Origin of the sequence: Microcoleus sp. LAD1_D3 (assembly GCF_036702135.1) — a bacterium.
GTDB lineage: Bacteria > Cyanobacteriota > Cyanobacteriia > Cyanobacteriales > Microcoleaceae > Microcoleus.
The window spans coordinates 104,531-129,780 of sequence record NZ_JAUBSB010000008.1 but is presented as its reverse complement, the minus strand read 5'-3'; the positions used below and the strand labels follow the sequence as shown (position 1 = coordinate 129,780).

21 protein-coding genes, 1 tRNA gene and 1 pseudogene are annotated in these 25,250 nt (G+C 46.6%); 13 read left to right on the top strand and 10 right to left on the bottom strand.

Going from position 1 to position 25,250, the window contains the following annotated elements:
• Positions 1 to 24: 24 nt before the first annotated feature.
• The 4 genes from QUA74_RS07215 (at position 25) to QUA74_RS07200 (ending at position 4,014) form a co-directional block, all read left to right on the top strand.
• Positions 25 to 1,818, top strand: coding sequence for a TM0106 family RecB-like putative nuclease (locus QUA74_RS07215; RefSeq protein ID WP_333326500.1), 1,794 nt, complete (start codon positions 25 to 27; stop codon positions 1,816 to 1,818).
• Positions 1,819 to 1,930: 112 nt separating this feature from the next.
• Positions 1,931 to 3,058, top strand: coding sequence for an esterase-like activity of phytase family protein (locus tag QUA74_RS07210; protein ID WP_333326498.1), 1,128 nt, complete (start codon positions 1,931 to 1,933; stop codon positions 3,056 to 3,058).
• Between the two features lie 56 nt (positions 3,059 to 3,114).
• A tRNA-Asp gene (locus QUA74_RS07205) sits at positions 3,115 to 3,188 on the top strand.
• 163 nt (positions 3,189 to 3,351) lie between these two features.
• On the top strand, positions 3,352 to 4,014 hold the full coding sequence (locus QUA74_RS07200; protein ID WP_333326497.1) for a Uma2 family endonuclease: 663 nt from the start codon (positions 3,352 to 3,354) through the stop codon (positions 4,012 to 4,014).
• A 58-nt stretch (positions 4,015 to 4,072) separates the two neighbouring features.
• Here the strand turns inward: QUA74_RS07200 and QUA74_RS07195 are convergent, their stop codons facing one another.
• Both QUA74_RS07195 and QUA74_RS07190 read right to left on the bottom strand, forming a co-directional pair.
• On the bottom strand, positions 4,073 to 4,282 hold the full coding sequence (locus QUA74_RS07195; RefSeq protein ID WP_190735803.1) for a hypothetical protein: 210 nt from the start codon (positions 4,280 to 4,282) through the stop codon (positions 4,073 to 4,075).
• Between the two features lie 97 nt (positions 4,283 to 4,379).
• Positions 4,380 to 4,877, bottom strand: coding sequence for a DUF393 domain-containing protein (locus tag QUA74_RS07190; RefSeq protein ID WP_333326495.1), 498 nt, complete (start codon positions 4,875 to 4,877; stop codon positions 4,380 to 4,382).
• A gap of 350 nt (positions 4,878 to 5,227) precedes the next feature.
• On the opposite strand from QUA74_RS07190, the pseudogene gltX reads away from it, so the two are divergent.
• Positions 5,228 to 6,670 (top strand): annotated as a pseudogene (gene gltX, locus QUA74_RS07185) (glutamate--tRNA ligase); the annotation flags it as partial.
• Positions 6,671 to 7,057: 387 nt separating this feature from the next.
• Positions 7,058 to 7,492, top strand: coding sequence for a CAAD domain-containing protein (locus QUA74_RS07180; protein ID WP_333326590.1), 435 nt, complete (start codon positions 7,058 to 7,060; stop codon positions 7,490 to 7,492).
• A gap of 150 nt (positions 7,493 to 7,642) precedes the next feature.
• On the opposite strand, the gene QUA74_RS07175 is transcribed toward QUA74_RS07180, so the two are convergent.
• Entirely contained in the window at positions 7,643 to 11,299 is a 3,657-nt protein-coding gene (locus QUA74_RS07175) for a CHAT domain-containing tetratricopeptide repeat protein (RefSeq protein WP_333326493.1), read from the bottom strand.
• Positions 11,300 to 11,339: 40 nt separating this feature from the next.
• Positions 11,340 to 12,197 carry a helix-turn-helix domain-containing protein gene (locus tag QUA74_RS07170; protein ID WP_333326491.1) on the bottom strand — a complete coding sequence of 286 codons (858 nt, stop codon included), beginning with the start codon at positions 12,195 to 12,197 and terminating at the stop codon, positions 11,340 to 11,342.
• Between the two features lie 232 nt (positions 12,198 to 12,429).
• On the opposite strand from QUA74_RS07170, the gene QUA74_RS07165 reads away from it, so the two are divergent.
• Positions 12,430 to 12,612, top strand: coding sequence for a hypothetical protein (locus QUA74_RS07165; protein ID WP_333326489.1), 183 nt, complete (start codon positions 12,430 to 12,432; stop codon positions 12,610 to 12,612).
• Between the two features lie 154 nt (positions 12,613 to 12,766).
• On the opposite strand, the gene QUA74_RS07160 is transcribed toward QUA74_RS07165, so the two are convergent.
• The gene (locus QUA74_RS07160; protein WP_333326487.1) at positions 12,767 to 14,038 is read right to left on the bottom strand and encodes an aspartate aminotransferase family protein; all 1,272 of its coding nucleotides are present in this window, start codon (positions 14,036 to 14,038) and stop codon (positions 12,767 to 12,769) included.
• Between the two features lie 128 nt (positions 14,039 to 14,166).
• Here QUA74_RS07160 and QUA74_RS07155 point away from each other — a divergent pair, with 128 nt between their 5' ends.
• Positions 14,167 to 15,444: a ribulose bisphosphate carboxylase small subunit gene (locus QUA74_RS07155; protein WP_333326485.1), complete on the top strand. Its 1,278-nt coding sequence runs from the start codon at positions 14,167 to 14,169 to the stop codon at positions 15,442 to 15,444.
• Between the two features lie 78 nt (positions 15,445 to 15,522).
• Here QUA74_RS07155 and QUA74_RS07150 read toward each other — a convergent pair whose 3' ends face one another.
• Complete coding sequence (locus QUA74_RS07150) at positions 15,523 to 18,204, bottom strand: AAA family ATPase (RefSeq protein WP_333326483.1); 2,682 nt, start codon at positions 18,202 to 18,204, stop codon at positions 15,523 to 15,525.
• Positions 18,205 to 18,327: 123 nt separating this feature from the next.
• Positions 18,328 to 19,437 carry an ATP-binding protein gene (locus QUA74_RS07145; RefSeq protein ID WP_333326481.1) on the bottom strand — a complete coding sequence of 370 codons (1,110 nt, stop codon included), beginning with the start codon at positions 19,435 to 19,437 and terminating at the stop codon, positions 18,328 to 18,330.
• Between the two features lie 154 nt (positions 19,438 to 19,591).
• Between QUA74_RS07145 and QUA74_RS07140 the strand changes: the two genes are divergently transcribed.
• Positions 19,592 to 19,906 carry a TRADD-N-associated membrane domain-containing protein gene (locus QUA74_RS07140; RefSeq protein WP_333326479.1) on the top strand — a complete coding sequence of 105 codons (315 nt, stop codon included), beginning with the start codon at positions 19,592 to 19,594 and terminating at the stop codon, positions 19,904 to 19,906.
• 132 nt (positions 19,907 to 20,038) lie between these two features.
• Here the strand turns inward: QUA74_RS07140 and rbsK are convergent, their stop codons facing one another.
• Complete coding sequence (gene rbsK, locus QUA74_RS07135) at positions 20,039 to 20,959, bottom strand: ribokinase (RefSeq protein ID WP_333326477.1); 921 nt, start codon at positions 20,957 to 20,959, stop codon at positions 20,039 to 20,041.
• Positions 20,960 to 21,217: 258 nt separating this feature from the next.
• On the opposite strand from rbsK, the gene nblR reads away from it, so the two are divergent.
• The 4 genes from nblR to QUA74_RS07115 all read left to right on the top strand — a co-directional run bounded on the left by nblR (position 21,218) and on the right by QUA74_RS07115 (position 23,594).
• Entirely contained in the window at positions 21,218 to 21,913 is a 696-nt protein-coding gene (gene nblR / locus QUA74_RS07130) for a response regulator transcription factor NblR (protein WP_333326475.1), read from the top strand.
• 117 nt (positions 21,914 to 22,030) lie between these two features.
• Positions 22,031 to 22,561 carry a DUF192 domain-containing protein gene (locus tag QUA74_RS07125; protein WP_333326473.1) on the top strand — a complete coding sequence of 177 codons (531 nt, stop codon included), beginning with the start codon at positions 22,031 to 22,033 and terminating at the stop codon, positions 22,559 to 22,561.
• A 489-nt stretch (positions 22,562 to 23,050) separates the two neighbouring features.
• Positions 23,051 to 23,263, top strand: coding sequence for a hypothetical protein (locus QUA74_RS07120; RefSeq protein ID WP_333048950.1), 213 nt, complete (start codon positions 23,051 to 23,053; stop codon positions 23,261 to 23,263).
• A 115-nt stretch (positions 23,264 to 23,378) separates the two neighbouring features.
• Positions 23,379 to 23,594: a DUF2949 domain-containing protein gene (locus QUA74_RS07115; RefSeq protein WP_333326471.1), complete on the top strand. Its 216-nt coding sequence runs from the start codon at positions 23,379 to 23,381 to the stop codon at positions 23,592 to 23,594.
• A gap of 55 nt (positions 23,595 to 23,649) precedes the next feature.
• Here QUA74_RS07115 and QUA74_RS07110 read toward each other — a convergent pair whose 3' ends face one another.
• Positions 23,650 to 24,807 (bottom strand): alanine--glyoxylate aminotransferase family protein, encoded by a 1,158-nt coding sequence (locus QUA74_RS07110; RefSeq protein WP_333055068.1) that lies wholly within the window; start codon positions 24,805 to 24,807, stop codon positions 23,650 to 23,652.
• A gap of 78 nt (positions 24,808 to 24,885) precedes the next feature.
• Positions 24,886 to 25,131, bottom strand: coding sequence for a DUF5340 domain-containing protein (locus QUA74_RS07105; RefSeq protein WP_041623669.1), 246 nt, complete (start codon positions 25,129 to 25,131; stop codon positions 24,886 to 24,888).
• Positions 25,132 to 25,250: the final 119 nt, after the last annotated feature.

Genomic DNA, 25,250 nt, shown 5'->3' with positions numbered 1-25,250 from the left:
TACTCTCTGCCTTGCGAATACTAAATGTTAATAACTGACAAACTGCTACTTTCCTATCAACGATGCAATCTCCGAGCATTTTTAGATACCTGCGGAGACTGGAAACAACTAGACCCCCCCAGCGACTTTTTGCTGAAACTGATGCGCGACAGCGCCGCATACCAGCAGCAAGCTTTGGAACACGAGACTTACCAACAACCATATTATCCTAGAGGGGATTGGGAAGCCGGCGCGGCCGCTACATTGAGTTTAATGCAGCAAGGGGTCGATCGCATTTACCGAGGAGTTCTGATCCAGGGCGAATTCGGCCAAACCAACGGCGCAACAACTTCTCTGGTAGGAATTGACAGTCAATATTTCCCAGAATTTGGCGAAATCCCCGAAACTCCCGTTGATATTTCATCCTCCAATCTGCACTCTTCAAACATTACCCTAATCAGCCGCCCCCATTTATTAATCAAACAGCCGGGACAATCAAAATTTGGCAATTGGAGTTATATTACTGCGGATATTTGGCTTAGCAAGCGACCAAAACAAGAGTATCAAATTATCGCAGCTTTTCACGCCCAAGTTTTAGCTTCCGTGCTGGAAACAATGCCAGAGACTGCGTGGCTGATGCTGCGAAAAAAAGGGTGGTGGCAGGTGAATCTCGACCAGCGAACTCCTCAGATGTTCGAGATTTTAGACAACTGTATTCAAATGATAGAAAATCGGGATAAACCAGAGGTTTTCATTTCCCGGCAAAAGTGCAATCTTTGCGGTTGGTATACTATCTGTCACGCCGAAGCCGAATCTATTAAACATCTTTCCTTATTGCCGGGAGTTACTGCCAGCCGCTATGCTAGACTAAAAACTCTCGAAATTACTGATGTTGAAGCTCTCGCTAATGCTAGTTCCGCACTGCTTGCTGAGTATCCAGAATTCCCTGACAGAGTTGCTTTTGATGTGGTGCAGCAAGCTCAATCGCACTTGCTAAATCAACCGCTGTTGCGCGAAGAAGGAAGAAGGAAGAAGGAAGAAGGAAGGCACGACACGGATTTTGACAGGGATACAGGGATGAACAATCAAGAAGAAGGTAGAAGTGAGAATTCAGCAGAACTTAACTCATCTGAAATAGTACCAGATATTGTAGACAATATCTTGAATGACATTGCAGTTGAGGAAGTAAAAATTAGAGAAAATAAACCTGCAACATCTTCTATACCTGCGCCAATTCTCCGCAAGAAACCAATTTCGTATTCCCAATCTGTCTTTTTGCCGATCGCCCCAATCGAACTCTACTTTGACATTGAAGCGGAACCCGAGTTAAACTTGGATTACCTCCACGGAGTCTTAGTTGTTGACAGGTACAACAATACGGAAAAATTCCACGGCTTTTTAGCAGAATCAGCAGCAGAGGAAGGTGCAATCTGGCAGCAATTTTTAGAATTAATGTGGGCTTATCCTATTGCTCCAATTTTCCACTTTTGCGACTACGAAGTCAAGACTTTTAAGCGACTGGCTAAACTTTACAGTACACCAGCTTATTTGTGGAAACCCGTGCTGAAACGGTTTGTAGATATTCACAAACAAGTGACGCAAAAAGCGATTATGCCGGTGGAAAGTTACGCACTCAAACCAATTGCCCGCTGGCTGGGTTTTGACTGGCGAGATGCTAAGGCTAATGGTGCTCAGTGCGTCTGCTGGTACGACGATTGGCTCAAAACTGGCGATCGATCGCTCTTGGAGGCGATCGTCCGCTACAATGAGGACGACTGTCGCGCTACATACATAGTTAAAGATTGGTTGACCAATTTTTTGCTGAATCATGAGCCGTGATTTTTAGATGTAACGAACCGCGAAGACGCGTTCGGCGAAGCCGTTCCCGAAGGGTAGGGCGCGAAGGAAGAAAGGGAAGAAGAAGGTAGGTAATAATGTATTTATTGGTAAAATGCGAAAGCTAGCAAAAGCAACTATATTTATTGTCTGTTTTTTGATGGCAGCAACTGTTGCTATTTGGGTAAACCAGTCAGCCAAATCTTTCGCCGTTACGAAAATAGATTTTATCGGCAGAGCAATATTTCCTACAGGTTCTCCATTTCAGGGGACGGAAATTGGCGGACTTTCGAGCATTACTTATGATGCCGAAAAACAAGTTTATTATGCCATTTCTGATGACCGCAGCAGCAAGGCTCCGGCGCGCTTCTATACTCTCAAAATTAACTTGCAATCTGGGAAACTGGAAAAACAGCAAATTACTTTTACTGGCGTCACTACTTTATTAGATGAAAACGGCAAAGGTTTTCCGGAATTAAGTTTAGATCCGGAAGGGATAGCTTTTACTGGAAATAGCGTGTTTGTTTCTTCTGAGGGAGATGTCGAGCGCCAAATAAATCCTTTTATCAAAGAGTTCTCCCTCGATGGTAAACTCCTGAAAACGCTGGCAATTCCAGAACTATTTTTGCCGGATGACAAAGGCACTAAAGGCATCCGCAACAATCTCGCTTTTGAAAGTTTAACTTTAACGCCCGATCGCAAATACCTATTTACAGCTACCGAAAACGCCTTGGTTCAAGATGGCGCCGCAGCTTCCCTGGAAACCGGGAGTCCGTGCCGGATTTTGCGCTACGATGCGGTGAGTGGCAATCCAGAAGCATCGTTTCTCTACATCACCGAACCCCTACCCGCTGGCGCGAATCCTTTGGGAAAATTGACTAGCAACGGTTTAGTGGATTTGTTGGCGATCGACGATAACCGCTTGCTGAGTTTAGAGCGTGCTTTCTCCCTGGAAACCGGCACGACTATCAGAATTTTTGAGATTTCTCTCGAAAAGGGCGATCGTATAGAAGCACTCGAAAGCCTCAAAAGCCGTCTCAGCGAGGTTTCTCCCGCTCAAAAACGCCTGCTGCTGGATTTGGAAACCCTGAAAATTCCCCTAGACAACATTGAGGGGTTGACATTTGGCCCCGCCCTGGCGGATGCTAGCAGAGGTCTGATTTTGGTGAGCGACAACAACTTCAGTCCGCTGCAAGAGACTCAAATTTTGGGCTTCCAAATAAAAGTTCAAAAAACCTCTTGACAAAAGGTGAAGTTATAGGCATAATAGAAATTGTGCCTGAAAAAACGGCAAAACGAGGGACAGTAGTTCAATTGGTTAGAGCACCGCCCTGTCACGGCGGAAGTTGCGGGTTCGAGCCCCGTCTGTCCCGTTCTCTCGTAAATAGAAAGTTTAAACCTTTCATAAATCTCTTTCTAAATTGAGTTAGTTTGTAGTCAGGACTTCAGTCCTCCTGCGGATAAAAAAGGACTAAAGTCCTGACTACGAATCTTATGATATTTAGATAGCAGGACATGATTAAGGAGCGGGAAAATATGACCGTTACGAACATTAAGCCCTCACCGGAAGAAACGACACAACGGGTAGTATTATCTAATATCAGTTGGCAGACTTACGAAAGCTTATTAGCAGAAGCAGGAGACAAGAGATCCTCGCGATTTTCATATTCTCAAGGAGTCTTAGAAATTCTCATGCCATCCGACTTGCATGAAACTATTAACTGTTTGCTCAAACGAATTGTTACAGCTTTGACTGAAGAATTGGACTTGAAGATTAAGGGATTTGGTTCGACGACCCTCAACCGTGAAGATTTAGAACAAGGTGCAGAACCAGATTCATGTTTTTATATCCAAAATGTTGATCGCATTCTAGGAAGAAGGCTTGACATCTCAACCGACCCTCCCCCAGACTTGGTAATTGAAGTTGATATTACCAGTCCTTCTTCTAATCGATTTGTAGTTTACACACAGCTAGAAATCCCTGAAGTTTGGCGGTATCGGGCACAAACTGTACAAATTTATCAATTGCAAAATCGGGAATATATTTCCTGCGATCGCAGTCCGACATTTTCCATCCTTTCTGTAGCAATGCTGAATCAATTTTTGCAGATGGCAGAAACTGTAGATGACAATGCCATAATTCGGTCTTTGCGTCAATGGGCGAACGAGCAGTTGCGATCGCCCGAAAATGAGCAATAATACTAAACTTAATTTAACTAATTCCTTTCTTCCACGGACGATCGACTCCCAGCAGCCCTCAAAGGTGCGAGGAAATAAAGGGTCGGGCTATCTGATATGTCAAAACCAGGACGATGGGCACGAGGATCGGAATCGCCACTAGCAGTCCCCATTTGCCAAACCTAAGTTTTTGACCGTCCGATTTTAACAGGAAAATCACAGCGGCAATTCCCATAAGTATCCAGAGACCACCGAAGCCCATGAAGACTGTATAGCCTGCATCTTGCATTTTTTTTGACCTTTAATAGTAGTCCATCTTTAATGTTAGTTGCAGTCTGTTTCTGCTCACATCTTCTGATAGGTCGATCGCACTTACTAAATATGACTCATTTCGAGTTGGGCCGGCAGTGACCTTGACTTTCGCACTCGATCCGCTGAGTTCGATCGCTCATAATAGTTGCTAAATCCGGCCTTCCCGTCAGCTTCAGCCGCCAGTCTGCCCAAATTCCGTACAGCCAATTGGCGATCGCCCCGAGCACTGGTAACTTAGTCACAGCATAAACCCAGCCCATACCTAAAATCTCGTAGGTGCGACGAAAAACCTCCACATTTTTAATTGCCGTACCGTCGGGTAATATCGCGTGAATCCTACCCATCGCCGTTTCGTAGTCGATTCCGCCGTGGGCCTGCGGGTTGTAGCCATCATCCGCAATATCCACAAACGACACTAAATCTCGCCCCGCGTCGCGTTTTTTTAAGAAATTAACCTCTCGCACGCACAGAGGACATTCACCGTCGTACAGCAACTCAATCTGCCAAGCAGGCGCAGCAGACTCGGGTGAGGGCGCAACAGATTCGGAAAACTCAGTTTTAGCAGCAGACATAGGGAAATATATTTTAATGTCATCGATCGCACACAAACATTTTACAAGCATCAATAGTTATCAGGTGGGCCTTGGGTACTCCTAAAGCAGTTATTTGTGGTGTGAAAAATAGTCCCAAAGGTGAATCCAGTCTTGACCACCCGCAAGCTAATATCATCAAGATGCCCTCTCCTGCCTTGCCGGAGACTTTCGCCCGATCCCCCGATAGTCGAAGATCCAACAATTCGAGGCAAAGCACCTGCCAAGCACAACTGTTAATTCGGCAACAAAATATAATAAAATTTAAAGTCTTAAACATCAGCTATTCCCCCAACCAGCAAATCGCCCCCAATCTAAAAGCAAAAATCTACATGAATGTCAGAGTCCGTCTAGCCCCCAGTCCCACCGGAAACCTACACATCGGTACCGCCAGAACCGCCGTATTCAACTGGCTGTTTGCCCGCAACCAAGGCGGCAAATTCATCCTGCGGGTAGAAGACACAGACGTAGAACGTTCTAAAAGCGAATACACCGATAACATCCTCGAAGGACTCACCTGGCTGGGAATGAGCTGGGACGAAGGCCCGAGTTTTCAGTCACAGCGTCTGGAAATATACCGCCAAGCAGTCCAAACCCTTCTCGACAATGGACTCGCCTACCGCTGCTACACCACGTCGGAAGAACTCGACGAAATGCGGGAAGCACAAAAAGCCAACAAACAAGCCCCCCGCTACGACAACCGGCACCGCAACTTGACAAGCAAACAGCGCGCAGCTTTTGAAGGCGAAGGGCGACAAGCTGTGATTCGGTTTATCATCGACGACGATCGCACAATTTCTTGGAACGACATGGTGCGCGACACCGTAACCTGGAAAGGTAGCGACCTCGGCGGCGATATGGTGATTGCCCGTGCATCCAGCGGCGGCGTCATCGGCCAACCACTCTACAACCTCGCCGTAGTTGTCGATGACATCGACATGGGCATCACCCACGTCATCCGCGGCGAAGATCACATCGGCAATACTCCGAAACAAATATTGCTCTACGAAGCTTTGGGCGCGACAATCCCAGAATTTGGCCACACGCCGCTGATTTTAAACTCCCAAGGGCAAAAGCTTTCTAAACGCGACGGCGTAACCTCGATTTCTGACTTCAAAGATATGGGCTACCTGCCCGAAGCTTTAGTTAATTACATGACTTTGCTCGGTTGGACTCCGCCGGATTCAACGCAGGAAATATTTACACTGTCGGAAGCAGCAGAATTATTTACATTCTATCGAGTCAACAAAGCTGGTGCAAAATTTGATTGGGATAAACTCAATTGGCTTAACAGTCAATATCTGCACAAAATGCCAGTGCCGCAATTGACAGATTTGCTGATACCTTATTGGTGGCAGAAAGGCGGTTATGAGTTTGACTCAGAGGCCGATCGCCCCTGGCTCGAACAAATAGCTGCTTTAATCGGCCCGAGTCTCGTTCGCTTAACCGATGCTGTGGATATGTGTAAGGTTTTCTTCTCCACCACGGTGGAATACGAAGAAGAAGCACTCGCACAGTTGCAGCAACCAAGGGCTGCACAAGCTTTACAAGCAGTTGTAGAAGCGATGGAAAGTCATTCCAGCCTGACATCAGCGGAAGCTCAGAAAATCACTAAAAAGCTCAGTAAAGAGAAAAATCTTAACAAAGGGCTAATTATGCGATCGCTCAGAGCCGCTCTGACAGGTGCAATGCACGGCCCCGACCTGATAGAATCTTGGGTAATCCTTCACCAGCGAGGAACGGCTAAAACCCGTTTGCTTGATGCCATTAGCAACTTGAATTTGCCTGGTGTTGGTGTGGCGGCCGAAACTCCAACCCCAGAACAACCAAACGCAGAAACAGTCGCCGAAACTCCTGCTACAGAACAGCCAGCAGTCGAAACACCGACTGTGGAAACAGCAGCGGCCGAGGTGACAGCAGTCGAAAAATCGCCTGTGGAAACAGTCGAAATATCGGCTACCGAAACACCCGGAACGGAGGTTTCAGCAGTCGAAAAACCGCCTGTGGAAACAGCCGACACCGAGGTTTCAGCAGTCGAAATATCGCCTGTGGAAACAGCCGGCACCGAGGTTTCAGCAGTCGAAATATCGCCTGTGGAAACAGCCGCAGCAGCAGTTGAAATACCTGCAGCCAACCAGCAAAAAACTATTGCGAGTGGAGAAATGACTTCATCAAACGAACCAGAAACAACCGTTATCATCACCGAAATTCCTGCCGGAAATGAAGCAGACAGTTCAAGCGGTACAACACAAGTCATAATTACCGAAGAACCGCCAAGTCAGACCCAGCAGATCAAAGAACAAATTATCTCAATTTTGTCCGAGTTTCCCGCTTACATCGGCAGCTTTTACGAACAGTACAAAAGTCCCCTGACTGTTATCGGTGTAATTGTAGCCTCGATTATCTCTTTAAAAGTGCTTTTGGGGATAATAGATGAACTCAACGACATCCCCCTGCTAGCACCCACATTCGAGCTAATTGGTATCGGATACACCGGGTGGTTTGTCTACCGCTATTTGCTGCGATCGTCCAACCGGCAACAATTAGGTCAAGAAATTCAAGCCTTGAAAGAACAAGTTTTCGGCAAAAAGTCCTAACACTTTTGCGGGTAATTTGTTGAATTTGTGCCCGACACTGATAACTTTAAATAAGTTGTTAGTGTCGGGTTTTTAAATGACTAATGACTGTTGACTGTTGACTGTTGACTGATGACTAATGACTAATGACTAATGACTAATGACTAATAACTAAACCCCAGTCGCAGTAAAAGCCGCCCAATAATAAGGATTGGCAAAAGGATAGGGTTTGCGGTTGCGAATTTGCTGCAAAGAAGCCTCCGCAATCAGACGAGAACTTTGAGAAAGCCGATCGAACATTTGCGAAATTTGAGGTTGAAAATCCGCCAGCAACACCTCCAATTCCTCGCTAGTCAAATCCCGCAGCCACCTTTGAGCGTCCCCCAGCGCGATCGCCACATCTCCCACCTGCAACCGAGAAAACCGTCCCAGATTTTCATAAAACTTGCTCGTCAGCAGCAGCGTAGAAACATCATTCACCTTCCAAAGACTGCTAACCACACTAGACGTGCCAGCATACAACAAACCCGCCGACAAACCCACAAAATCTCCTCCAGCACCGCTAACTCCGCCAGCGGCAATTTCGCAACCCGATAAAGTAACTAAAAAATATTGCCGAAAATCCAGATTAAAAATTTCCTCCAAACTCAGAGAATCATTCCTCAAAAACACGGCGGATTTCAGTGGCCAAGCCAAATTAAGCAAACTAAAACAAGCAAAGTGAGCGCATTTTTTCTGCTGCAACTGCCCTATTTGCTGGGGCAAATCCCCATTATTAGCAGACATTTCTTGGGAAAAAGCCTCTTTAATTGCCGGCTTATGGCGCACAACTTCTGTACTGGCAAAATACTGGGAAATATTGCCGATTTCAATGTTACTGTAGAACGCATCTCTGGTGAAAGTTGGAATTGCCAAAAGCTGCTGCAAACGCGGTCTGTACCGACCAATAGCCGCTCCATGTGCACTTTGTCTCAACAGCAATAGCTGACAGCTAGGAGCATAGCGAATTCCTCCGGCAAATCGATCGATCAAATAAGCAGCAGGCGCTGCAACGTCGCCAAAAGACGAACTTTGAGAAAAATCCGAAAGGCTGTAGGTTTCCCCATCAAAACCGCTGCGATCGCTCCACCCAGACCTAAAAATTCCCCCGCCATCCTCAAACCCGTCTCTCGCAGCCAGAGGCAAAGCGTGGAGTGGCAAAGCGTGCAAAAATCGGTGCGGCACAAAAATCAGCCGATCGCAATTCTCGGGAATCAGCGCCACCACTCGATCGATTTCCAGCAGCGATGCCAAGCGTTTGAGGCGAGCCGGGAGATGATTGATCCAGCGACCTTTTTGTTCAGAATAAGCGCTGAGGTACTCCTGGGCCCAACTTTCGGCAGCCAAAGCATTTTCCGGCGAACACAGGTGAACGGCGGGATATTGTGCACTCTTTACCACCACAAAAGCAACCAGCAACTCTCCCAAACTCGCCCACACCACAGCAGCGCAATTGTCATCAGGCAACAATTGGCGAATTTGCTCGAAAGCGATCGGTTCAACTTTGTGAGCTAGGCTGAAGAAAGGATCGTTTGCCTGCACCTCCCGCGCAATCAACCTATCAAACTGCTTCCACAATAGATTTAAGTGCATGAAGTCCGAGTTCGGCAGTAGAGAACCGCTGCTCAAACCTTGGCTATCGCCCTCAGAAATCAAGGTCGTGTTCGGCTCAGGTTCTCCCTGTTCTTGGTGCCGCTGTTCCCCCGCTATTTCCAGTTGCAGCGACTCCAACTCGCTTCGCACCGCTGCAGGAATTTCGGCTTTCGGAGTCAAGTGGCATTTAACCAGCAGTTCTACCAAATTCCGATTTTTGTGGCGTTCGGCGTATTCCAGGGCCTTAGCGTAATATTCAGGTTGGCTAGCGCCGAGTTCCAGGCAAACTTGCACCAGGCATTTATAGAGTCCAGCCCAGGTGCGGGTTAATTTGACTTTTGCGGTACTCGTCTGATCGCCAAAATCGACTGTATCAACCCCAACTTCGCAACGCAAGAATTCCACAGTATCGACAGCAGCAGTAAAAACCCCGTAGGCGCGAAGCAAGTCGCCTCGAACTCGGTAAGCTTGACCCAAATAAAATAAAATTTCAGCCCAGCGGTGGGGATAGGTTTCGCGAGTGTAGACTTGACAGGCGCTGTGATAGCAACCGATCGCGCTTTCCATGTGGGACAAGTTTTCCGCCTCGGTCAGTTGCGAATAAGCCCTGCCGAGATAAATTTGCAGCATGGCCCAGCGGTTGGGATATGCCTGCCTGGTGTAGACTTCGCCCGCATTTTGATAGCAGGCGATCGCGCTTTTGAGGTTGCGGTTTTTTTCCCCTTTCAGGTGTTCGCAGAAAGCGCGGCCGAGGTAGGCACACAGCATTGCCCAGCGTTCGGGAGATTTTTGGCGGTTGCAAAACAGCAAAGCATTTTGATAGCAGGCGATCGCCATTTCCATATTTTCGGCTTTTTCCCCTTTCACCCGCCGACTGTAGATCCTACCGAGGTAAGTTTGGATCGAAGCCCAGACTTCGGGAAATTTGATGCGGGTGTAGACTTGTAAAGCATTTTGATAGCAGGCGATCGCCATTTCCAAATTTTCCACCGGATCGCCTTTGATGCGATCGACAAACACCCGGCCCAAATTCCTTTGAGTCGTCGCCCACTGCTGCGGAAAAGCTTCCCGAGTCCGCACCTGCAAAGCTCTTTGATAGCACGTAACCGCGTATTCGAGATTTTCAGCTCGGTTGCCCCGCAGTAACTCGCAGTAAGCATTTGCCAAATTATTTTGAGTTGTGGCCCAACGCCGGGGAAACACCTTGCGGTTGTAGACTTGCAAAGCATTCTGGTAGCAAGCGACTGCCAGTTCCAGATTTTCAGCTCGGTTGCCCCGCAGCCGCCGACTGTAAGCACGGCCGAGATTGTTTTGAGTGCTCGCCCACTCTTCCCCGAAAGTTTCGCGGGTGCGAACTCGCAGCGCGTTTTGATAGCAGGCGATCGCCTGTTCTAGATTGTCTGCCGGATCTCCCCTGAGGCGCTCGCTGTAAGCGTTGCCCAGATTGTTTTGCAGCGTCGCCCACTGTTCCGGGTACTGTTCGGGCGTGCGTACTTGTAGGGCATTTTCAAAGCAAGCGATGGCCTGTTCGATATTTTGAGCCTTATCACCTTTGGGACGATCGCTATAAGCGTTGCCCAGATTGTTTTGCATCACCGCCCATTCTTGGGGAAAGTCTTTGCGGGTAAACACCTTAGCAACTGTTTCGTAACCGGCAATTTCGATTTCCAAGTTATGAGCTTTGCTGCCGAGGGGAAACCGCCCAATTTTGTTGCTCAGATTGCCGATTAACGCTGCAATGCGCCTAGTCTCGGATTCTTTGGCAGCAGGGAGCACCAAAGTGGCCCAGTGGCGCAGCAGTTGTGCGAAATTTTGGTCGAGTTTGTCTAAATTGTTTCTCAGCAGCGAGTACAGGTGCTGCGAATCAGCGCCGCGCGCCACTGCCTGCAATACTTCTGCTAAAAAAGCCAGATAAGCTGCCCCGGTTTCGGGCAATTTATAATTGCCCTTTACAGATTCTAAGGGTGCGATCGCCCTTTGGAAAAATTTTGCAGCTTTAAGCAAACTTTCTCGCGTCAGTATTGGTTCTTCCAAATAAAGCGTTTGCACGAACCCAAAGTCGATCGACTTTGGGTTCGTACTCAAAATCAAATCTATTCCTGAGTCGCCAGGATTTTCCAGCAGCGCTTGGAGCATATTAACATCAGTTTTGCGACGCTGTTCGTCCATCGTGCATTCCGCCAAACTATTAACCATAGGAGCGCTGGTTCCGTGCAACCAAGTGAACTACCCACCGCTAAATCGTAGTACCGAATATAGTAGGGGCTTCTGTACTCATAGGCGAGTGCCTTAGCTGAGACTTTCGTCCCAGCTTTGGTCTTACCTCGCCTCCTAAAGCCGAAACGGCTGAACCTTCCGCCTTTAGTATTTTGATACCTTCTGCTTTTATCTTTATCGTTGCGTTCCCCTCCCGATCGCGATCGCTAGCACAGTGAGGACAAGTCCCTTCCCTCATATCTAATGGCATCTCGGTCATTTGATGGAAACAATTAGAACAAAGTTTGGAAGTGGAAACCCCTCTATCAATCTCGACTAAGTTCCCGCAATCAATGCCCGCAATCCTACCTTCTTTTATTGTCGGGTTCTTAGCTTGGATTTCAGTCAGTATAGATGCAAGATATTTCCCTGAATATTTTTTACTAATAATTGAATTATAAATTTCACCCTCACTTAATCTATATCTATTTATTTTGGGCTTAGTTATTTCCCTATATCGGAACCTCTTAGTACCCGCTACAACTTTAACGTCTTGAGGATACTGAAATGACTGTTTTTTATCTAGAAATGGGAAGTTATAAAACCCCGCAAATTCATCAAAAAAAAATTTGTATGTCGTGGTTAACTTGAGCGGAGTAAATTGCAAAAATTGGCTGTAAAACTCACCTAACCCTCCACTTTCATCTATTTTTTTGGGAGTCGGTAAAAGTGTGTTGAACCCTAAGCATCCAATTCCTTCACCAGTTTTTTTATAAACTTCAATTGATTTATTTAGACCATAATTAGACCACCAACGCGCACACCCAAAAATTGAAGCTACTTGTATTTGTTGATTTTGGGTAGGATACAAACGAACTTGGATAGCCGGGTGTAGCAATCAACATCACCTCCTTGGTTTTTCTATTCTCTCACAATATACAGTTGATGAACAAAGCATTACGAAAAATTTTTGTGACGAGGATTACATATTTTCTCTCTTGAAAGTGCTTCCCAAAATTACTTGAGGATGCAATCGTCCTCACCTGCCCTTCCTACTATAACGGTACTCGGTTTAGTCACAAGGGCCCGAAATAGTTAAACCAGGATTGACAAGTCCCAACAGACACGCTATGGCGAAACTAGCACCTACGATCGCTAATAGTATGATTTTGCGCGTGCCTAGTAAAATTGCGGTTAAACGCGCCGTCACCCTGTGGCGGCAGGTTTCACAGGCGTTTCTAAACTTGACAAACCCGCCCCGACAGACTTGCAGCGGGACGGGTTTACTTTTACCCTTATGGGACTTACGTTAAGAAACCCGGTTTCTGGGAAACTATTGGGTTTAGTAACGAGAAATCTCGAAAGAAACGAGGTTTCTGAGGAAGAGTGTGTCCTGGAGTAAGTGACTTATCTAGGATATTGCGCGAGTTTCAGCGCTACAGCTAACAAAAATCAACTTCGTAGATTTTACTGTACTGCTTGAGGGCGCAGCGCTGATTCCACTGCCAGCAGAGCTCGATCGACTTCAGCGGCAGTGACAATCAGCGGCGGGACAAATCTCAGCACTTTCGGCCCTGCAGGAACCAACAGCACTCCTGCGGCGATGGCAGATTTGACAATATCAGCGGATGTAAGTTCGATATCAGCTTGCAATTCCATCCCGACAATCAAACCCCAGCCGCGCACTTCGGCAATTAAATGCGGATATTCGGCCGCCAACTTGTTGAGCCCTGCTTTCAACTGTTCCCCGCGCTGCTGCACGTTTTCTAGAAGGTTTTCCCGTTCTAAAGTTTGGCACACACACAAAGCTACAGCGCAAGCAAAAGGATTGCCGCCGAAAGTGCTGGCGTGACTTCCCGGTTCAAATACATCGCAGGAAGATTTGCACAGCATAGCGCCGATCGGGATACCGCCGCCCAATCCTTTGGCAGACGTAAAGATATCCGGTTCAATGCCGAGGTTTTCGTAGCCCCAGTATTTGCCGCTGCGTCCCATCCCGACTTGCACTTCGTCGAGAATGAGCAAAATGCCTTTTTCGTCGCAAATTTCCCGAATGCGCTGGAAGTAGGCGATATCTCCGGGGCGAACTCCGCCTTCGCCTTGCAGCGCTTCCAGCATAATTGCAGCTACTTGGCGTTCGTCTTTGTCGAGTTGGTCGATCGCACTTTCGATCGCACTAATATCGTTGTAGGGCACATAGTGAAATCCCGGCACTAAGGGGCTAAAACCCTTTTGGTATTTAGGCTGTCCCGTTGCCGTAATTGTCGCCAAAGTCCGCCCGTGGAAACTCGCAACGGCCGTAATGATTGTCGGATTCGAGATATTTAATTTTTCGTGGGCGTACTTGCGGGCGAGTTTAATTGCCGCTTCATTAGCTTCCGCGCCGGAGTTGCAAAAGAAGGCTCTGTCAGCGCAAGAATGGTCTACAAGCCACTTCGCCAGCTCGCCCTGTACGGGGATATAATAAAGGTTAGAAACGTGGTGCAGGGTCTGAATTTGCTTAGTTACCGCTGCAATCATTGCCGGGTGGGCGTGTCCCAGCGTGCAGGTAGCAATACCCGCCACAAAATCGAGATATTCGCGGCCCTCGGTATCCCAAACGCGGCAGCCGAGGCCCCGTTCTAGGGCGATCGCAAAACGCCCGTAAGTCGTCATTACATAGCTGTCGAAGCTCTCAGAACTGAAGGGACTGGCTTCGGCTTGCACGCTTGGTTCTTTTAATAAGGTTTCTGGACTCACGAATCGCTCCTTAACACATAATATGTAGACCTCGATTGTACGGTAAAAATCCAGGTTAGCGGTGCAGGCTGTTAGTTTTGTCATAAAATCATAACAGTAACAACAATTAATCCCTCACAAATCTACTGATGAGTTATTACATTTCTCCTAACTTTCTCGATAAAGTTGCGGTGCACATCACTAAAAACTTTTTAAAATTGCCCGGAGTAAGAGTCCCCCTAATTTTGGGAATTCATGGCCGCAAAGGAGAAGGCAAAACTTTTCAAACCGAACTGGTTTTTCGGCGGATGGGCTTTGAACCGGTGATGATATCTGGCGGGGAATTAGAAAGCCCGGATGCAGGAGATCCGGCGCGTTTAATTCGCTTGCGCTACCGGGAAGCTGCGGAGCAAATTAAGGTGCGCGGCGAGATGTGCGCCATCTTTATTAACGATTTGGATGCTGGTGCTGGCAGGTTCGATTCGACTACTCAATATACTGTCAATACTCAGATGGTCAATGCGACTCTGATGAATATTGCTGATAATCCAACTAATGTGCAGTTACCGGGAAGTTATGACAGTACGCCACTGGATCGAGTGCCGATTATTGTAACGGGAAATGATTTTTCTACGCTGTACGCGCCGCTGATTCGCGACGGGCGGATGGAGAAGTTTTATTGGGAACCGAGCCGGGATGATAAAATTGGCATTGTTGGGGGAATTTTTGAGTCTGACAAATTGTCAAAAACCGATATTGTGGCGTTAGTCGATAATTTTGCCGATCAGGCGATCGACTTTTTTAGTGCTTTGCGATCGCGCATTTATGACGAGCAAATCCGCGAATTCATTCACAAAATAGGAATCGAGCGAGTTTCCAAGCGTTTGGTAAACAGTTTGGAAGCAGCGCCAGATTTCCATAATCCGAATTTCAGTCTCGCTCATTTATTAGAAATGGGCAGTTTGATGGTGGGTCAACAAAAGCGGATTAAGGAAATGCGCTTAGTAGATGAATACAACCAATCGCGGCTGTTCAACGTTCAAGGAACCACCAATGCTCCTGCTGCTGCGCCAACGCAAAGTCAATTAAACGACCCGTCATCCAAATATTATAAGGCTTACGAGGAGCCAAGTTCTGAAGGTGGTAACGGTCATGTGGCGCGGCTGAGTTCCGAGGTATTGGAACAAGTAAAGCAGTTATTAGCAAGAGGCTGCAAAATTGGCATGGAATATGCAGATAATCGCCGATTTAAAACTGGTTCTTGGCAAAGTTGCGCGACGATTAAAACTGAACAAGAAAAAGATGTGGTTGCATCTTTAGAAACTTGTTTGGCGGAACACGGCGGCGAATATGTGCGGCTGATTGGTATCGATCCAAAAGTCAAGCGGCGGGTAGTTGAAACAATTATTCAGCGGCCGCAGGGTTAAAGCTAAAGTAGTTAGAGTTATGAAGGACACAACAGTGTTGTGTCCCTACAGGCAATATCTACTTTATCTCGCCGTAGACTACTGGACAGACAGAGGTGATGCAAACCAGCGGCGAATTAATTCAACTTGGAAACGGTAGCCCTCACTAACTTCCTCAATCAATTCGCGTTGCAGAAGTAAATTGAGAGCATCGGATTTATCGGGAAAGTGTTGCAAAATAGTTAATCGGCTGACTATTGCCCCTTCTCCTTGTGCTGCCAAAAACTGCAAAATAGCTAATCCTGCTGCATCTGCTTGATTGCTTTGAATATCGGCAAAAAAGAAACTGCCAACACTTAAAGCCTCTGGTATTGCTGCTTCTACATCGGCTAAGGTTGCTAGTCGGCGGATAGATGGATCTTGCTCGTTTTTTAGTGCGATAATTTCAGCGCAGAGGAGTTGTATTAGGAAAGGGTGACAGCGGGTGAGTTGCAAGACTCGCTCAACCGCATCCGGTTCGTAACGCAGGGTAAAATCATGAACGGGTCGCTCAATTAATTGACGCGCTTCTGGTTGTTTCAGGTAGCTGATATGAACGACTTGGACATTGATTAAATAGCTAGCCCAACGCTGAAATTCTTCTATTGTATGGGAACCAGCTAGCAGCACTTTGAAGCGGGGACGATGTTGAATCAGGTGACGCAACATTCCCAGAACATCCTCCTGATCAAAGCGTCCTTTTGTGATGGCATTATCTAGCGCCTCGAATTCATCCAAGGCAAGCAGAGCAATATTTTGTTGTAGCGCTTTTTCTACTTCGCGCAGCCATTCATCAAAGCGGGTGAAAGGGTCATCTTGCAGTGTTTCGCGCTTAAGAGATGGAAGAGTTAACGCACTTTGGCGCTTGGCTGAGTCTGCCATACTCCTAGCGATATTGTAGAGAAACCCAGCAGAATCACTTGCTGATGAAACTGGGCCTTGCAAGTCTACAAACATGGGAATGATATTGCTGGGTAGCAAGCGCCCCAAGTTGTTGAGTAGGGAAGTTTTGCCCATGCGCCGCTGACCGTAGAGTAACAAAGGAGGGCGGCGGCGGTCTAGCAGTAATTGCTCGATGCGCGTACTGATGTAAGTTCCACTTAAGTCAACGGGTTTGACAAAGATTTCCTGTTGTTCTGTCAGGGGTACGCCGATTATATAAGGGTTGTCGATTTCTTGTCGCAGTTCGACAACTTCTGCTAGTTCCCGCACATAGTCGGTGACAATTTCATACCAACTATATGCAATAGGGCGAAAACGTACTGCATATTTGTCACCACTGCGGGTCAATTCTCCAATTAAACCATTTAATCTTTCTGCTACAGCACTGAGGGCTAAACGCTGGTTGTAAGCACTATTTTGGTTGAGGGCTGCTGCTACATCCTCGCTGATGCGACTAAAGCTAGTTAGGAGGAAACTAACTGGACTATTCAGTCCTCCAAGGGCTAGATTGCGGTAGGCGTTACCGATAGCAGCTACATCCGTACAACGTTCTAATTCCCGTACATCAAGTTCAATTTGTACCTCTTGTGCCGCCCAACGCTGGCGGCTTGTGTTTAAATAGTTGAGTGCAGCTTTGCCCTCTTCTGGATTCCGCCTCATTACTAAAAGAACGTGCTGGTCTAAGCCTTGTAGGGGAAGGCGCTGCCGCTCATCCCAAAAAGCGGAATGCCAACGTAAGAAACTAGGTTTAGTGGGTTTGCGTCGTTTGTCCAGTTCATAAAGCAGGGTATTCCATATTATCAGAAAGGGATAGATTACCACAGGTAGCCACAAATTCAAGATAAATGCTACGCTAAACCCAGCCATTTCAGCCATGTAATGTACCGCAACCTCTGTTATTATGGGTGTGAGTGCGTACATTATTCGGTATAATACGAGAGAGATGATGGGGACACAGAATAGGAGAAAGATAGCGATAATGGAGTTGATTATTAATTGTCTGGCCTGCTTGGCATTCTCCTCTTTTCCTTGATCGGTTATGTACAGAAAGCATCCATAAATCAAACACATTAGGGCTAGCACCACCCCGGCTCCGAACAGAACTTTCATGTAATGTACCGCAACCTCTGTTCTGGGTGTCACTGGGTACATTATTTGTGCGTATAATAGGAGAGAGATGATGGCGGTATAGAATAGGAGAGAGAAGGCGATAACGGAGTTAATTATTATTTTTTTGCCCTGCTCTGGGCCCTTATCTCCACCTGTTAGGTAGACAAAGCCTCCCCAAACCATAAACAAAATACAATTCATTAGGGTTAGGGCTAGCGGCACCCCGACTCCGAACATAATAACTTTCCAGCCGAAAGTTGCTACTAGCGCGATGGTAATCCCATAGCTCCCCAATACATTAAAGGCAACATAAAGTGTTTTGTTATTACCTAACTGAACTGATATGAATAACGCCAAGCCAAATGCGAAGCCGAGCGCCACGCGAAATATAGTGTTTTCAATAAACTGACCCCATATGCACAGCACCAAACCTAGCAACAAACTAATTAATAAAGGCAGAACCAAGTATGACGGGAGCATGAACCGCCACAATTTTGGACTCTCCCACTGTAAATGCCTCCGTCTAGCTGAGTTAGAGTTTAAATCCCGGTCAATCCGCTCTGCATGATTAAGCAATGCCGAGGGACGAAAGAAAATCCAGAACAGCAGTTGCAGGCTACCCAGAATTAGGTTGGGATGCTTTTCTGGTGAATCTGTGTAGGCGTTGCGCGGCACGTTTGGTGAGGTCATCCGATTTTAGATTTTAGATTTTAGATTTTAGATTTTAAATTGAGCCCACAGATAAATGCCAGGGCTTGCGATCAAATTGCTTTACGTACTTAATTTTGAGTAGTTTCATAAATATAACGATCGCTAGACAAGTTTCTCAAATAAATGAGTGAAGGGCTGCATCTGTTGTAACCCTTCTTCACGCCACTTATCCCCCATTTCCCCATCTTCCAGACTAAATAATCGTTCTCGACAAAGAATGTGCAGCGGCAGAGGCCAGCATTTACTTTGATTCAAAATCCACTCGACATCCTCAGCCGGAAAAGGAATGGGCGAACTGGCTATCAACTCGCGCGCTTCATCTTCAGTCATAGCTCCCAGAGTTGTGGTATATCCAAAGATATTGAAAAAAGGCGAACTATGTCCCGTACTGCGCGCTAATTCCATCGGCGATTCTGGAGTTGCCAAGACAAAGCCTAAATTCCCATTGGTTTGGTTAGTCGCCAAAGAGCGCAAACTCTCCCAAAACCCATCATCTAATTCGGGACAGCGCTGTAAACCTACACCAATTTCATCTAATAGGATGACTGTAGGCTGACGTAAATTACTGCTAACCGCATCCATAAATCTCTCTAAGTCGCAAGGGCTGGGAACTGACATTTTTAGGGATTCTAAAATGTAGCGCAGCAGCCCTTCCCGACTCTGCCGTCGCGCATCTTGAAAATCTACGAAAATCCAACGATAGTTTTCTGGATGGGGCAACCAGTCAGATTTTTGACCCGGACGCAACTGTTCTGTTGGGGTGGTGGTAATATTTTTCAAGTAGTGCAGCAAAGAAGTCTTGCCACTGCCCCCCTTGCCGATAATGGCAGCATTTTGCAGGGGACGGCGTTTCAGTAAGTCGAATAGGCGTTTGAGTTCCTTCTGGCGTCCAAAGAAGCAGCGCGGATTGGTGATGGGATTGCCCGTGATGAAGGGGGAAATGTCCTCACAGGTTTGTTGTGATCTCGGCTGAGGTGACTGGGAGTCTGTTACTTCTTGATCCGCAATGGTTTTCCACTCAAACCCCAATTTCTGGCTAATTTCAACAAAATTTATATAATCAACAGGAGCTCCCCTCAGAAAGGTCTTGAGAGTCGATAGGGATAATCCCAATTCCTCAGCCAAAAGCTTCTGACTGGGGAAGCCGTTGCGCCCTACAGCCGATTTGACTTTTTCTATGTACCCTGGAGAAACTTTTAGCGATCGCCCCATGATGCCTCCAGAGAAAATTAATGTGATTATAAATCCAATCTCAACTACAAGTCAACCAAAAGTCAACTCCCTCAACCTTCTTTCTCAACTGATCTTAACCTTGAACTCAACTTTCCTTGCATTTCAATAGGATTATAGAGTTCAAACAAAACAAATGCCTAACAAGAAATTAAAAAACAACCAACCATCGCCCTCTGATAATTCCGACAAAATCGAGCGTGATGTCATTGGAGAACGTTTACGTCAAGCTAAATCCAGTTTTAATGCGACTCTTGGGTTAACAATGTTAAGTGCTTGTCTGAGTATTTTAGGTATCGGAATGTTGTTTTCGGGAAAAATCCCAGAAGGAAGAGTTACCACGGCTGGCGGGTTAGCATCAGAGATTGTCAGCGTTCAGTTACTCAAGTTTACTAAAGAAACGAACGACAGACTCGATCGCTTAGCCAAAGAATTCAAAGACGACGATTAAATAAAAATAGTTAAAGTAGGGTGCGCCTTCCGCACCTTACAAATTACCAATTCAACTAATGCGCGCTTTAAAAGTCAAAGTAGGGTGCGCCTTCCGCACCTGACAAATTCAACTAATACGCACCTGACAAATTCAAGTTAAATTATGCAAAAATTTATCAAAAGTTGCGCGATCGGGCATAGCACCTTGAGCACCCACTTTAGTTGTGCACAGAGCGCCCGCTGCTGCGCCCCACCGCACCGCCTCTGACAAGGAAAGACCGGCATCTAATGCAGAGGCCAACCCGCCGTTAAAAGCATCGCCAGCAGCCACAGTGTCGATCGCCTCCACAGCAAAAGCCGGTACAAAAAAGGTTTCATCCGCCGTAACAGCAACAGCCCCGCGATCGCCCAATTTGACAATAACATTCTTGACACCACGCTCCTGCAAGTGTTTGGCAGCTACAATCGCTGTTTCGGTGTCCTTCACCCGAAAACCGACTAACTGGCTGGCTTCCACTTCATTCGGCGTGATAATGTCAATTAGCGGATAAAGTTCCAGTGGCAAATCCGCCCTAGCCGGTGCTGGATCGAGAATAACTCGCACCCCCGCTTGACGAGCAGCTTTCGCAGCTTTTTGGACAACTTCCAGCGGAATTTCTAACTGTAACAGCAAGGATGTAGCTGCTGTTAAAAGTTTTTTGAGACGTTCTATATCTGCTTCACCGACATTGTTATTCGCGCCCGGAATCACAATAATATTATTTTGACCTGTCTCGTCTACGGCGATAATTGCCACTCCTGAATGAGTGTTTGGGTCTATTAATACATTGTCTGTACTTAAACCATAAGATTGTAAATTGGTCAATAATTCTTCAGCAAATTTATCGTTGCCGACGCGGCCGATGATGTGGGTAGAAGTGCCGAGACGGGCGGCGGCGACGGCTTGATTTGCTCCTTTGCCACCGCCGGCTGTGAAAAAATTGCTACCGATGATAGTTTCCCCTGGCTGCGGCAACCGGGGAGTTTTTGCTGCTAAGTCGATGTTGATACTGCCGAATACGATGATGGTCATAAATTATTCAATTTGGTAATTGGTAAGCTGTAGTGCATTTAATTTGTAAACTACTTTTTACTTAAACTCTTGTGGCGCGGGCAGGAGAGCCCGTGGCGATCGAGCTTCAATTTAAATGCCAAATAGTTTAATTGGTAATTGGTAATTTGTAATTCTCCCACTCTCCCATTCTCTCCCTCTCCCCCTCTCCCTCTCTCCCACTCTCCCTCTCTTCCTTAAGACGTGCTAGAACAGTTATGGTCTTCATCGGTCAATTTAATGGCTGCAATTACTCTCGATCGCAATCCCTGTGTCCTGCTAGTTGAAACAGACGAAGTTCTCGCCGGACACTTGAGTCTCGACTTAAAATCCTCCGGCTACGAAGCGGTAGTGGCTTCTAATACCGCCACAGGCCAACATTTAGCTCATGAATTGCAGCCAGCTTTGATTGTAATCGATCGCATACTTGGCCCTGAGTCGGGGCTGTCACTGTGTTCTTACCTCAGAAGTATTGGCAATCGGGTGCCGGTGCTGCTATTGGTCGGTCGTGATACAGTTGACGATCGCGTAGCTTGTCTGGAAGCTGGGGCGGATGATTATTTTCTCAAACCTTACCGCACTGAGGAGTTTTTGCAGTTGGTGCGCTTGTATTTGCAGCCGGATAACAGCAGCAACGAACAATTGAGGTTTGGCGATTTAGTTTTGGATTTGGCCTCTAGGCGGGCCCTACGCAATGGACGGGCGATCGACCTGACGATGAAAGAATTTGAGCTGCTAAAGTATTTGATGGAACATCCCCGCGAGGTTTTGACTCGGGAACAAATTTTGGAAAATGTTTGGGGTTACGACTTTCTGGGCGAGTCGAATGTGATTGAGGTTTACATCCGCTATCTGCGCCTCAAAATTGAAGATGAGGGCGAAAAGCGCTTAATTCAGACCGTGCGCGGTGTTGGCTATGTGATGCGGGAAGCTTGAAGAAGTCATTAGTCATCAGTCATTAGTCAGTGGTCAGTTGACAGTTGTCAGTTGTCATCACTCAACGCAGTCAACAGTCAACAGTCAACAGTCAACAGTCAACAATCTAAAATCATTATGAGTTATTTAACTAATTTGCTCGGTATTGGAGTAATTATATTTTTGCTGGGATGTTCGCCGACTTTACCTGTCGCGAATGCTGGTGCTACTGGTATTTTGGCCTCGCAGTCTCCGACGGGGACAACATCGGGGCAAGTGCTGCCTGTTTCTGCTAGAGCTCGGATAGGCGATCGCCCAATCGAACTCGAAGTGGCGAAAACCGTGGAACAGCAGGCTATGGGTTTAATGTACAGAACTTCTTTGCCGGATGACAGAGGAATGCTGTTTGAGTTTAAATCGGCGCGGCGGGTCAATTTTTGGATGAAAAATTGCAAGATTTCTCTGGATATGATTTTTCTGCGGGATGGGGTGGTTGAGGCGATCGAAGTTTCTGCACCTCCTTGTACTGAAGATCCTTGTCCTACCTACGGGCCCGATACTGTTGTCGATCGAGTTATTGAACTCCGGGGCGGGCGAGCTGCTGAACTCGGTGTCAAAGAGGGCGATCGTATTGAAATCGAGTTTTTTAACGAAAACCTCCATCCATAAACAATCCCCCGGTTTCCTTCTTCCTTCTTTTTACCATCCGTTACGGAATCCGTTGCCGAACTGCCCCTGCCTTCGGAATACCGGCGAAAATTTAGAAACTTTACAAAAATTGATAAAATCTATTAGAATATTAATGTAACATTCAGTATAAACACCGAAAGATTTGCTACGATGTCGATCTCAGTCAGTCAGGACTTGAGCTTGTTTCGGGAAGCTGTAGATTGTTGGTCGCAGGTAGGAGACGAGTCAGTGACTCGTTACCAATCCTGAGAGACGATACTCAGCCTCAAGGTGTAGCAACACGAAAAGAAATTCTCTGGAAGTTCTGGCGATCGAGCAAAATCTACTACATCTATCTAAAGTAATATGCTACGAGCCAAGTTAATTGGCGGGAATTGGCAAACTTAACTTCTGGTAGCAGTTTCGGGTTTGATCGAAATATCTAACTAATTTTGCCGAAGTAGATTTGCGGATTCTGCATTTCGGCAGATGAAGTTAAACTCTGAACCTGGTTTAGTAGTTTTAGGTAGCAGAATTTATTCTGATTCGCGCTGCAAAGATGCCGAGGTATTCAGTTTAGGTTCGATCGCGATCGCAAGTCGATCGGGCAGACATCAGCAAAATTGCAAAACCTTTCACTTTTTGGGAAAGGTTAGCTTGTGCGCTCGCACTCAGCATTACGTTTGGCAGTTCAACCGCTAATAGCGTTTTAAAAGCTATCGACGGTAACAAGACAAATTTAAAACTGGCTTATTACTCATCACAAACATCAGGTTCACATCAGAAAATGGTGTCCTATACTTAGAGGTGAAATCACATGGCACCCGCTACATACACTAGATTAATTCGATTTTTACAAGAAGATTTGGCAATTTCCCCCGCGTCAATTGCTGTCGCCGAACGTCGTGGCGGTGACAAACAGCGGCAGCGTGATAAGGACCCGAATTCCTTGCCGATGGTTCTGTGGCAATATGGTTTAGTCACTCTCGAACAGTTGGATAAAATCTTTGATTGGTTATCCGAAGCATATTAAAAGGATTTTAGATTTTTGATACTCTCTAAAATCTAAAATCCTTTAACAACTGAGATTAGGATTCAGCCAAGAATTTGGCAGCAGCGGCAACGCCGGCACCAGGAGTGTAGCCTTCATGACCCAATTCGCTCAGCACAACTTCTAAAGAGGAAATTGCTGCTAGAATATCGCGATCGCACACAAAGCCCAAATGGCCGATTCGGAAGATTTTACCTTTCAAATGGTCTTGTCCGTCGGCGAGAGCAATGTCAAATCTCTTTCTCATCAAAGTCCGCACTTTTTGAGCATCTACGGATTCTGGTGGCATAACCGAAGTAATCGCAGGACTCGCGGCATCGTCAGCAGCAAACAACGGCAAACCTAAAGCTTTTACAGCAGCGCGAGTAGTTGTCATTAAGCGTTTGTGCCGCGCGAAAACATTTTCCAACCCTTCTGTTTTCATCATCTGCAGCGATGCTTGCAGGGCAAAAAACATATTGACCGGTGGAGTAAAAGGAGTGGTATTTTTGGCAGCGTCTTTGCTATATTTACCCAAATCCAAATAATAGCGGGGCAGTTTCGCAGTTTTGTAAGCTTCCCAAGCTTTGGGACTGACGGCCACAAAACCCAAACCTGGAGGAATCATGTAAGCTTTCTGAGAACCCGAAGCAATGACATCGATGCCCCAAGCGTCCATCGGAATATTGACAGCGCCTAAGCTAGTCACAGCATCGACCATAATTAAAGCTTCACCGTGGGCTTTAACGTGGCGGTTGATGGTTTCGAGGTCGTTGAGGACGCCGGTGGAGGTTTCCGAGTGCGTGATGATGACAGCTTTGATTTGCTTCTCTGTATCTGCTTCGAGTTTTTCGCGGAAATTTTCGGGGTCTAAAGGTTGACCCCACTCGGCTTTAATAATTTCGGCGTTTAAACCGTAAGCTTCGGCGACTTCGGCCCAACGTTCGCCAAATTTGCCGTTGCATCCGACTAAAACTCGATCGCCCGCACTTAGGAAATTAATTATCCCAGCTTCCATCGCCCCGGTACCGGAAACGGTTAAACTCAGCACGTCACTTTTAGTTTGGTGCAACCATTTCAAATTTTCGGTACATTCTGCAAAAATCGCGTCAAATTCCTTGCTGCGGTGGCCCATCGGGTGTTTTGCCATCGCTAACAAGGCCGCTTCAGGTACCGGCGTCGGGCCGGGAATCATCAGCATTAATTTGTTGTCCATGATATTGTCCTAAGTTTTTCTGTGGGAGTTATATAGAATAAATCAAATACGATACGTCACGTCGCTACTCTAACTTTTTTAACTTTTAACTCCCTTATGGTTAATTTCATTTAGAGACCAGCGATGTTCTACCGCTAAGTTCGATCGCTCGCAGCTTTGTTCTAATTGCTTTTGAATGGCAAGGGCTTTACGCAGTGTAATAATAAGTTGGTGAACTTGTTGCTGCTGCGGCGATTGTGGACTGACAGCAAACATCGTTTTGCGTTCTAACAATTGAAGTAGCAATTCATAATGAATGTACGAAGGAAGGGGGATTGGCTCCATGAAAGCTAATATACCTCAGCGAACCGACACCCCATTGCAATTGCATGAGGCATCACAGGTGAACATTAGATGCCCGATTTTTTATTTGTTTTCTAACCGTACAATAACCCCTGCTTTGC

Coding starts and splice junctions, on each gene's coding strand:
- QUA74_RS07215 (WP_333326500.1), top strand. CDS start 25: ATGTTAATAACTGACAAACTGCTACTTTCCTATCAACGATGCAATCTC.
- QUA74_RS07210 (WP_333326498.1), top strand. CDS start 1,931: ATGCGAAAGCTAGCAAAAGCAACTATATTTATTGTCTGTTTTTTGATG.
- QUA74_RS07200 (WP_333326497.1), top strand. CDS start 3,352: ATGACCGTTACGAACATTAAGCCCTCACCGGAAGAAACGACACAACGG.
- QUA74_RS07195 (WP_190735803.1), bottom strand. CDS start 4,282: ATGCAAGATGCAGGCTATACAGTCTTCATGGGCTTCGGTGGTCTCTGG.
- QUA74_RS07190 (WP_333326495.1), bottom strand. CDS start 4,877: ATGTCTGCTGCTAAAACTGAGTTTTCCGAATCTGTTGCGCCCTCACCC.
- QUA74_RS07180 (WP_333326590.1), top strand. CDS start 7,058: ATGACTTCATCAAACGAACCAGAAACAACCGTTATCATCACCGAAATT.
- QUA74_RS07175 (WP_333326493.1), bottom strand. CDS start 11,299: ATGGTTAATAGTTTGGCGGAATGCACGATGGACGAACAGCGTCGCAAA.
- QUA74_RS07165 (WP_333326489.1), top strand. CDS start 12,430: ATGGCGAAACTAGCACCTACGATCGCTAATAGTATGATTTTGCGCGTG.
- QUA74_RS07155 (WP_333326485.1), top strand. CDS start 14,167: ATGAGTTATTACATTTCTCCTAACTTTCTCGATAAAGTTGCGGTGCAC.
- QUA74_RS07150 (WP_333326483.1), bottom strand. CDS start 18,204: ATGACCTCACCAAACGTGCCGCGCAACGCCTACACAGATTCACCAGAA.
- QUA74_RS07145 (WP_333326481.1), bottom strand. CDS start 19,437: ATGGGGCGATCGCTAAAAGTTTCTCCAGGGTACATAGAAAAAGTCAAA.
- QUA74_RS07140 (WP_333326479.1), top strand. CDS start 19,592: ATGCCTAACAAGAAATTAAAAAACAACCAACCATCGCCCTCTGATAAT.
- rbsK (WP_333326477.1), bottom strand. CDS start 20,959: ATGACCATCATCGTATTCGGCAGTATCAACATCGACTTAGCAGCAAAA.
- nblR (WP_333326475.1), top strand. CDS start 21,218: ATGGCTGCAATTACTCTCGATCGCAATCCCTGTGTCCTGCTAGTTGAA.
- QUA74_RS07125 (WP_333326473.1), top strand. CDS start 22,031: ATGAGTTATTTAACTAATTTGCTCGGTATTGGAGTAATTATATTTTTG.
- QUA74_RS07120 (WP_333048950.1), top strand. CDS start 23,051: ATGAAGTTAAACTCTGAACCTGGTTTAGTAGTTTTAGGTAGCAGAATT.
- QUA74_RS07115 (WP_333326471.1), top strand. CDS start 23,379: ATGGCACCCGCTACATACACTAGATTAATTCGATTTTTACAAGAAGAT.
- QUA74_RS07110 (WP_333055068.1), bottom strand. CDS start 24,807: ATGGACAACAAATTAATGCTGATGATTCCCGGCCCGACGCCGGTACCT.
- QUA74_RS07105 (WP_041623669.1), bottom strand. CDS start 25,131: ATGGAGCCAATCCCCCTTCCTTCGTACATTCATTATGAATTGCTACTT.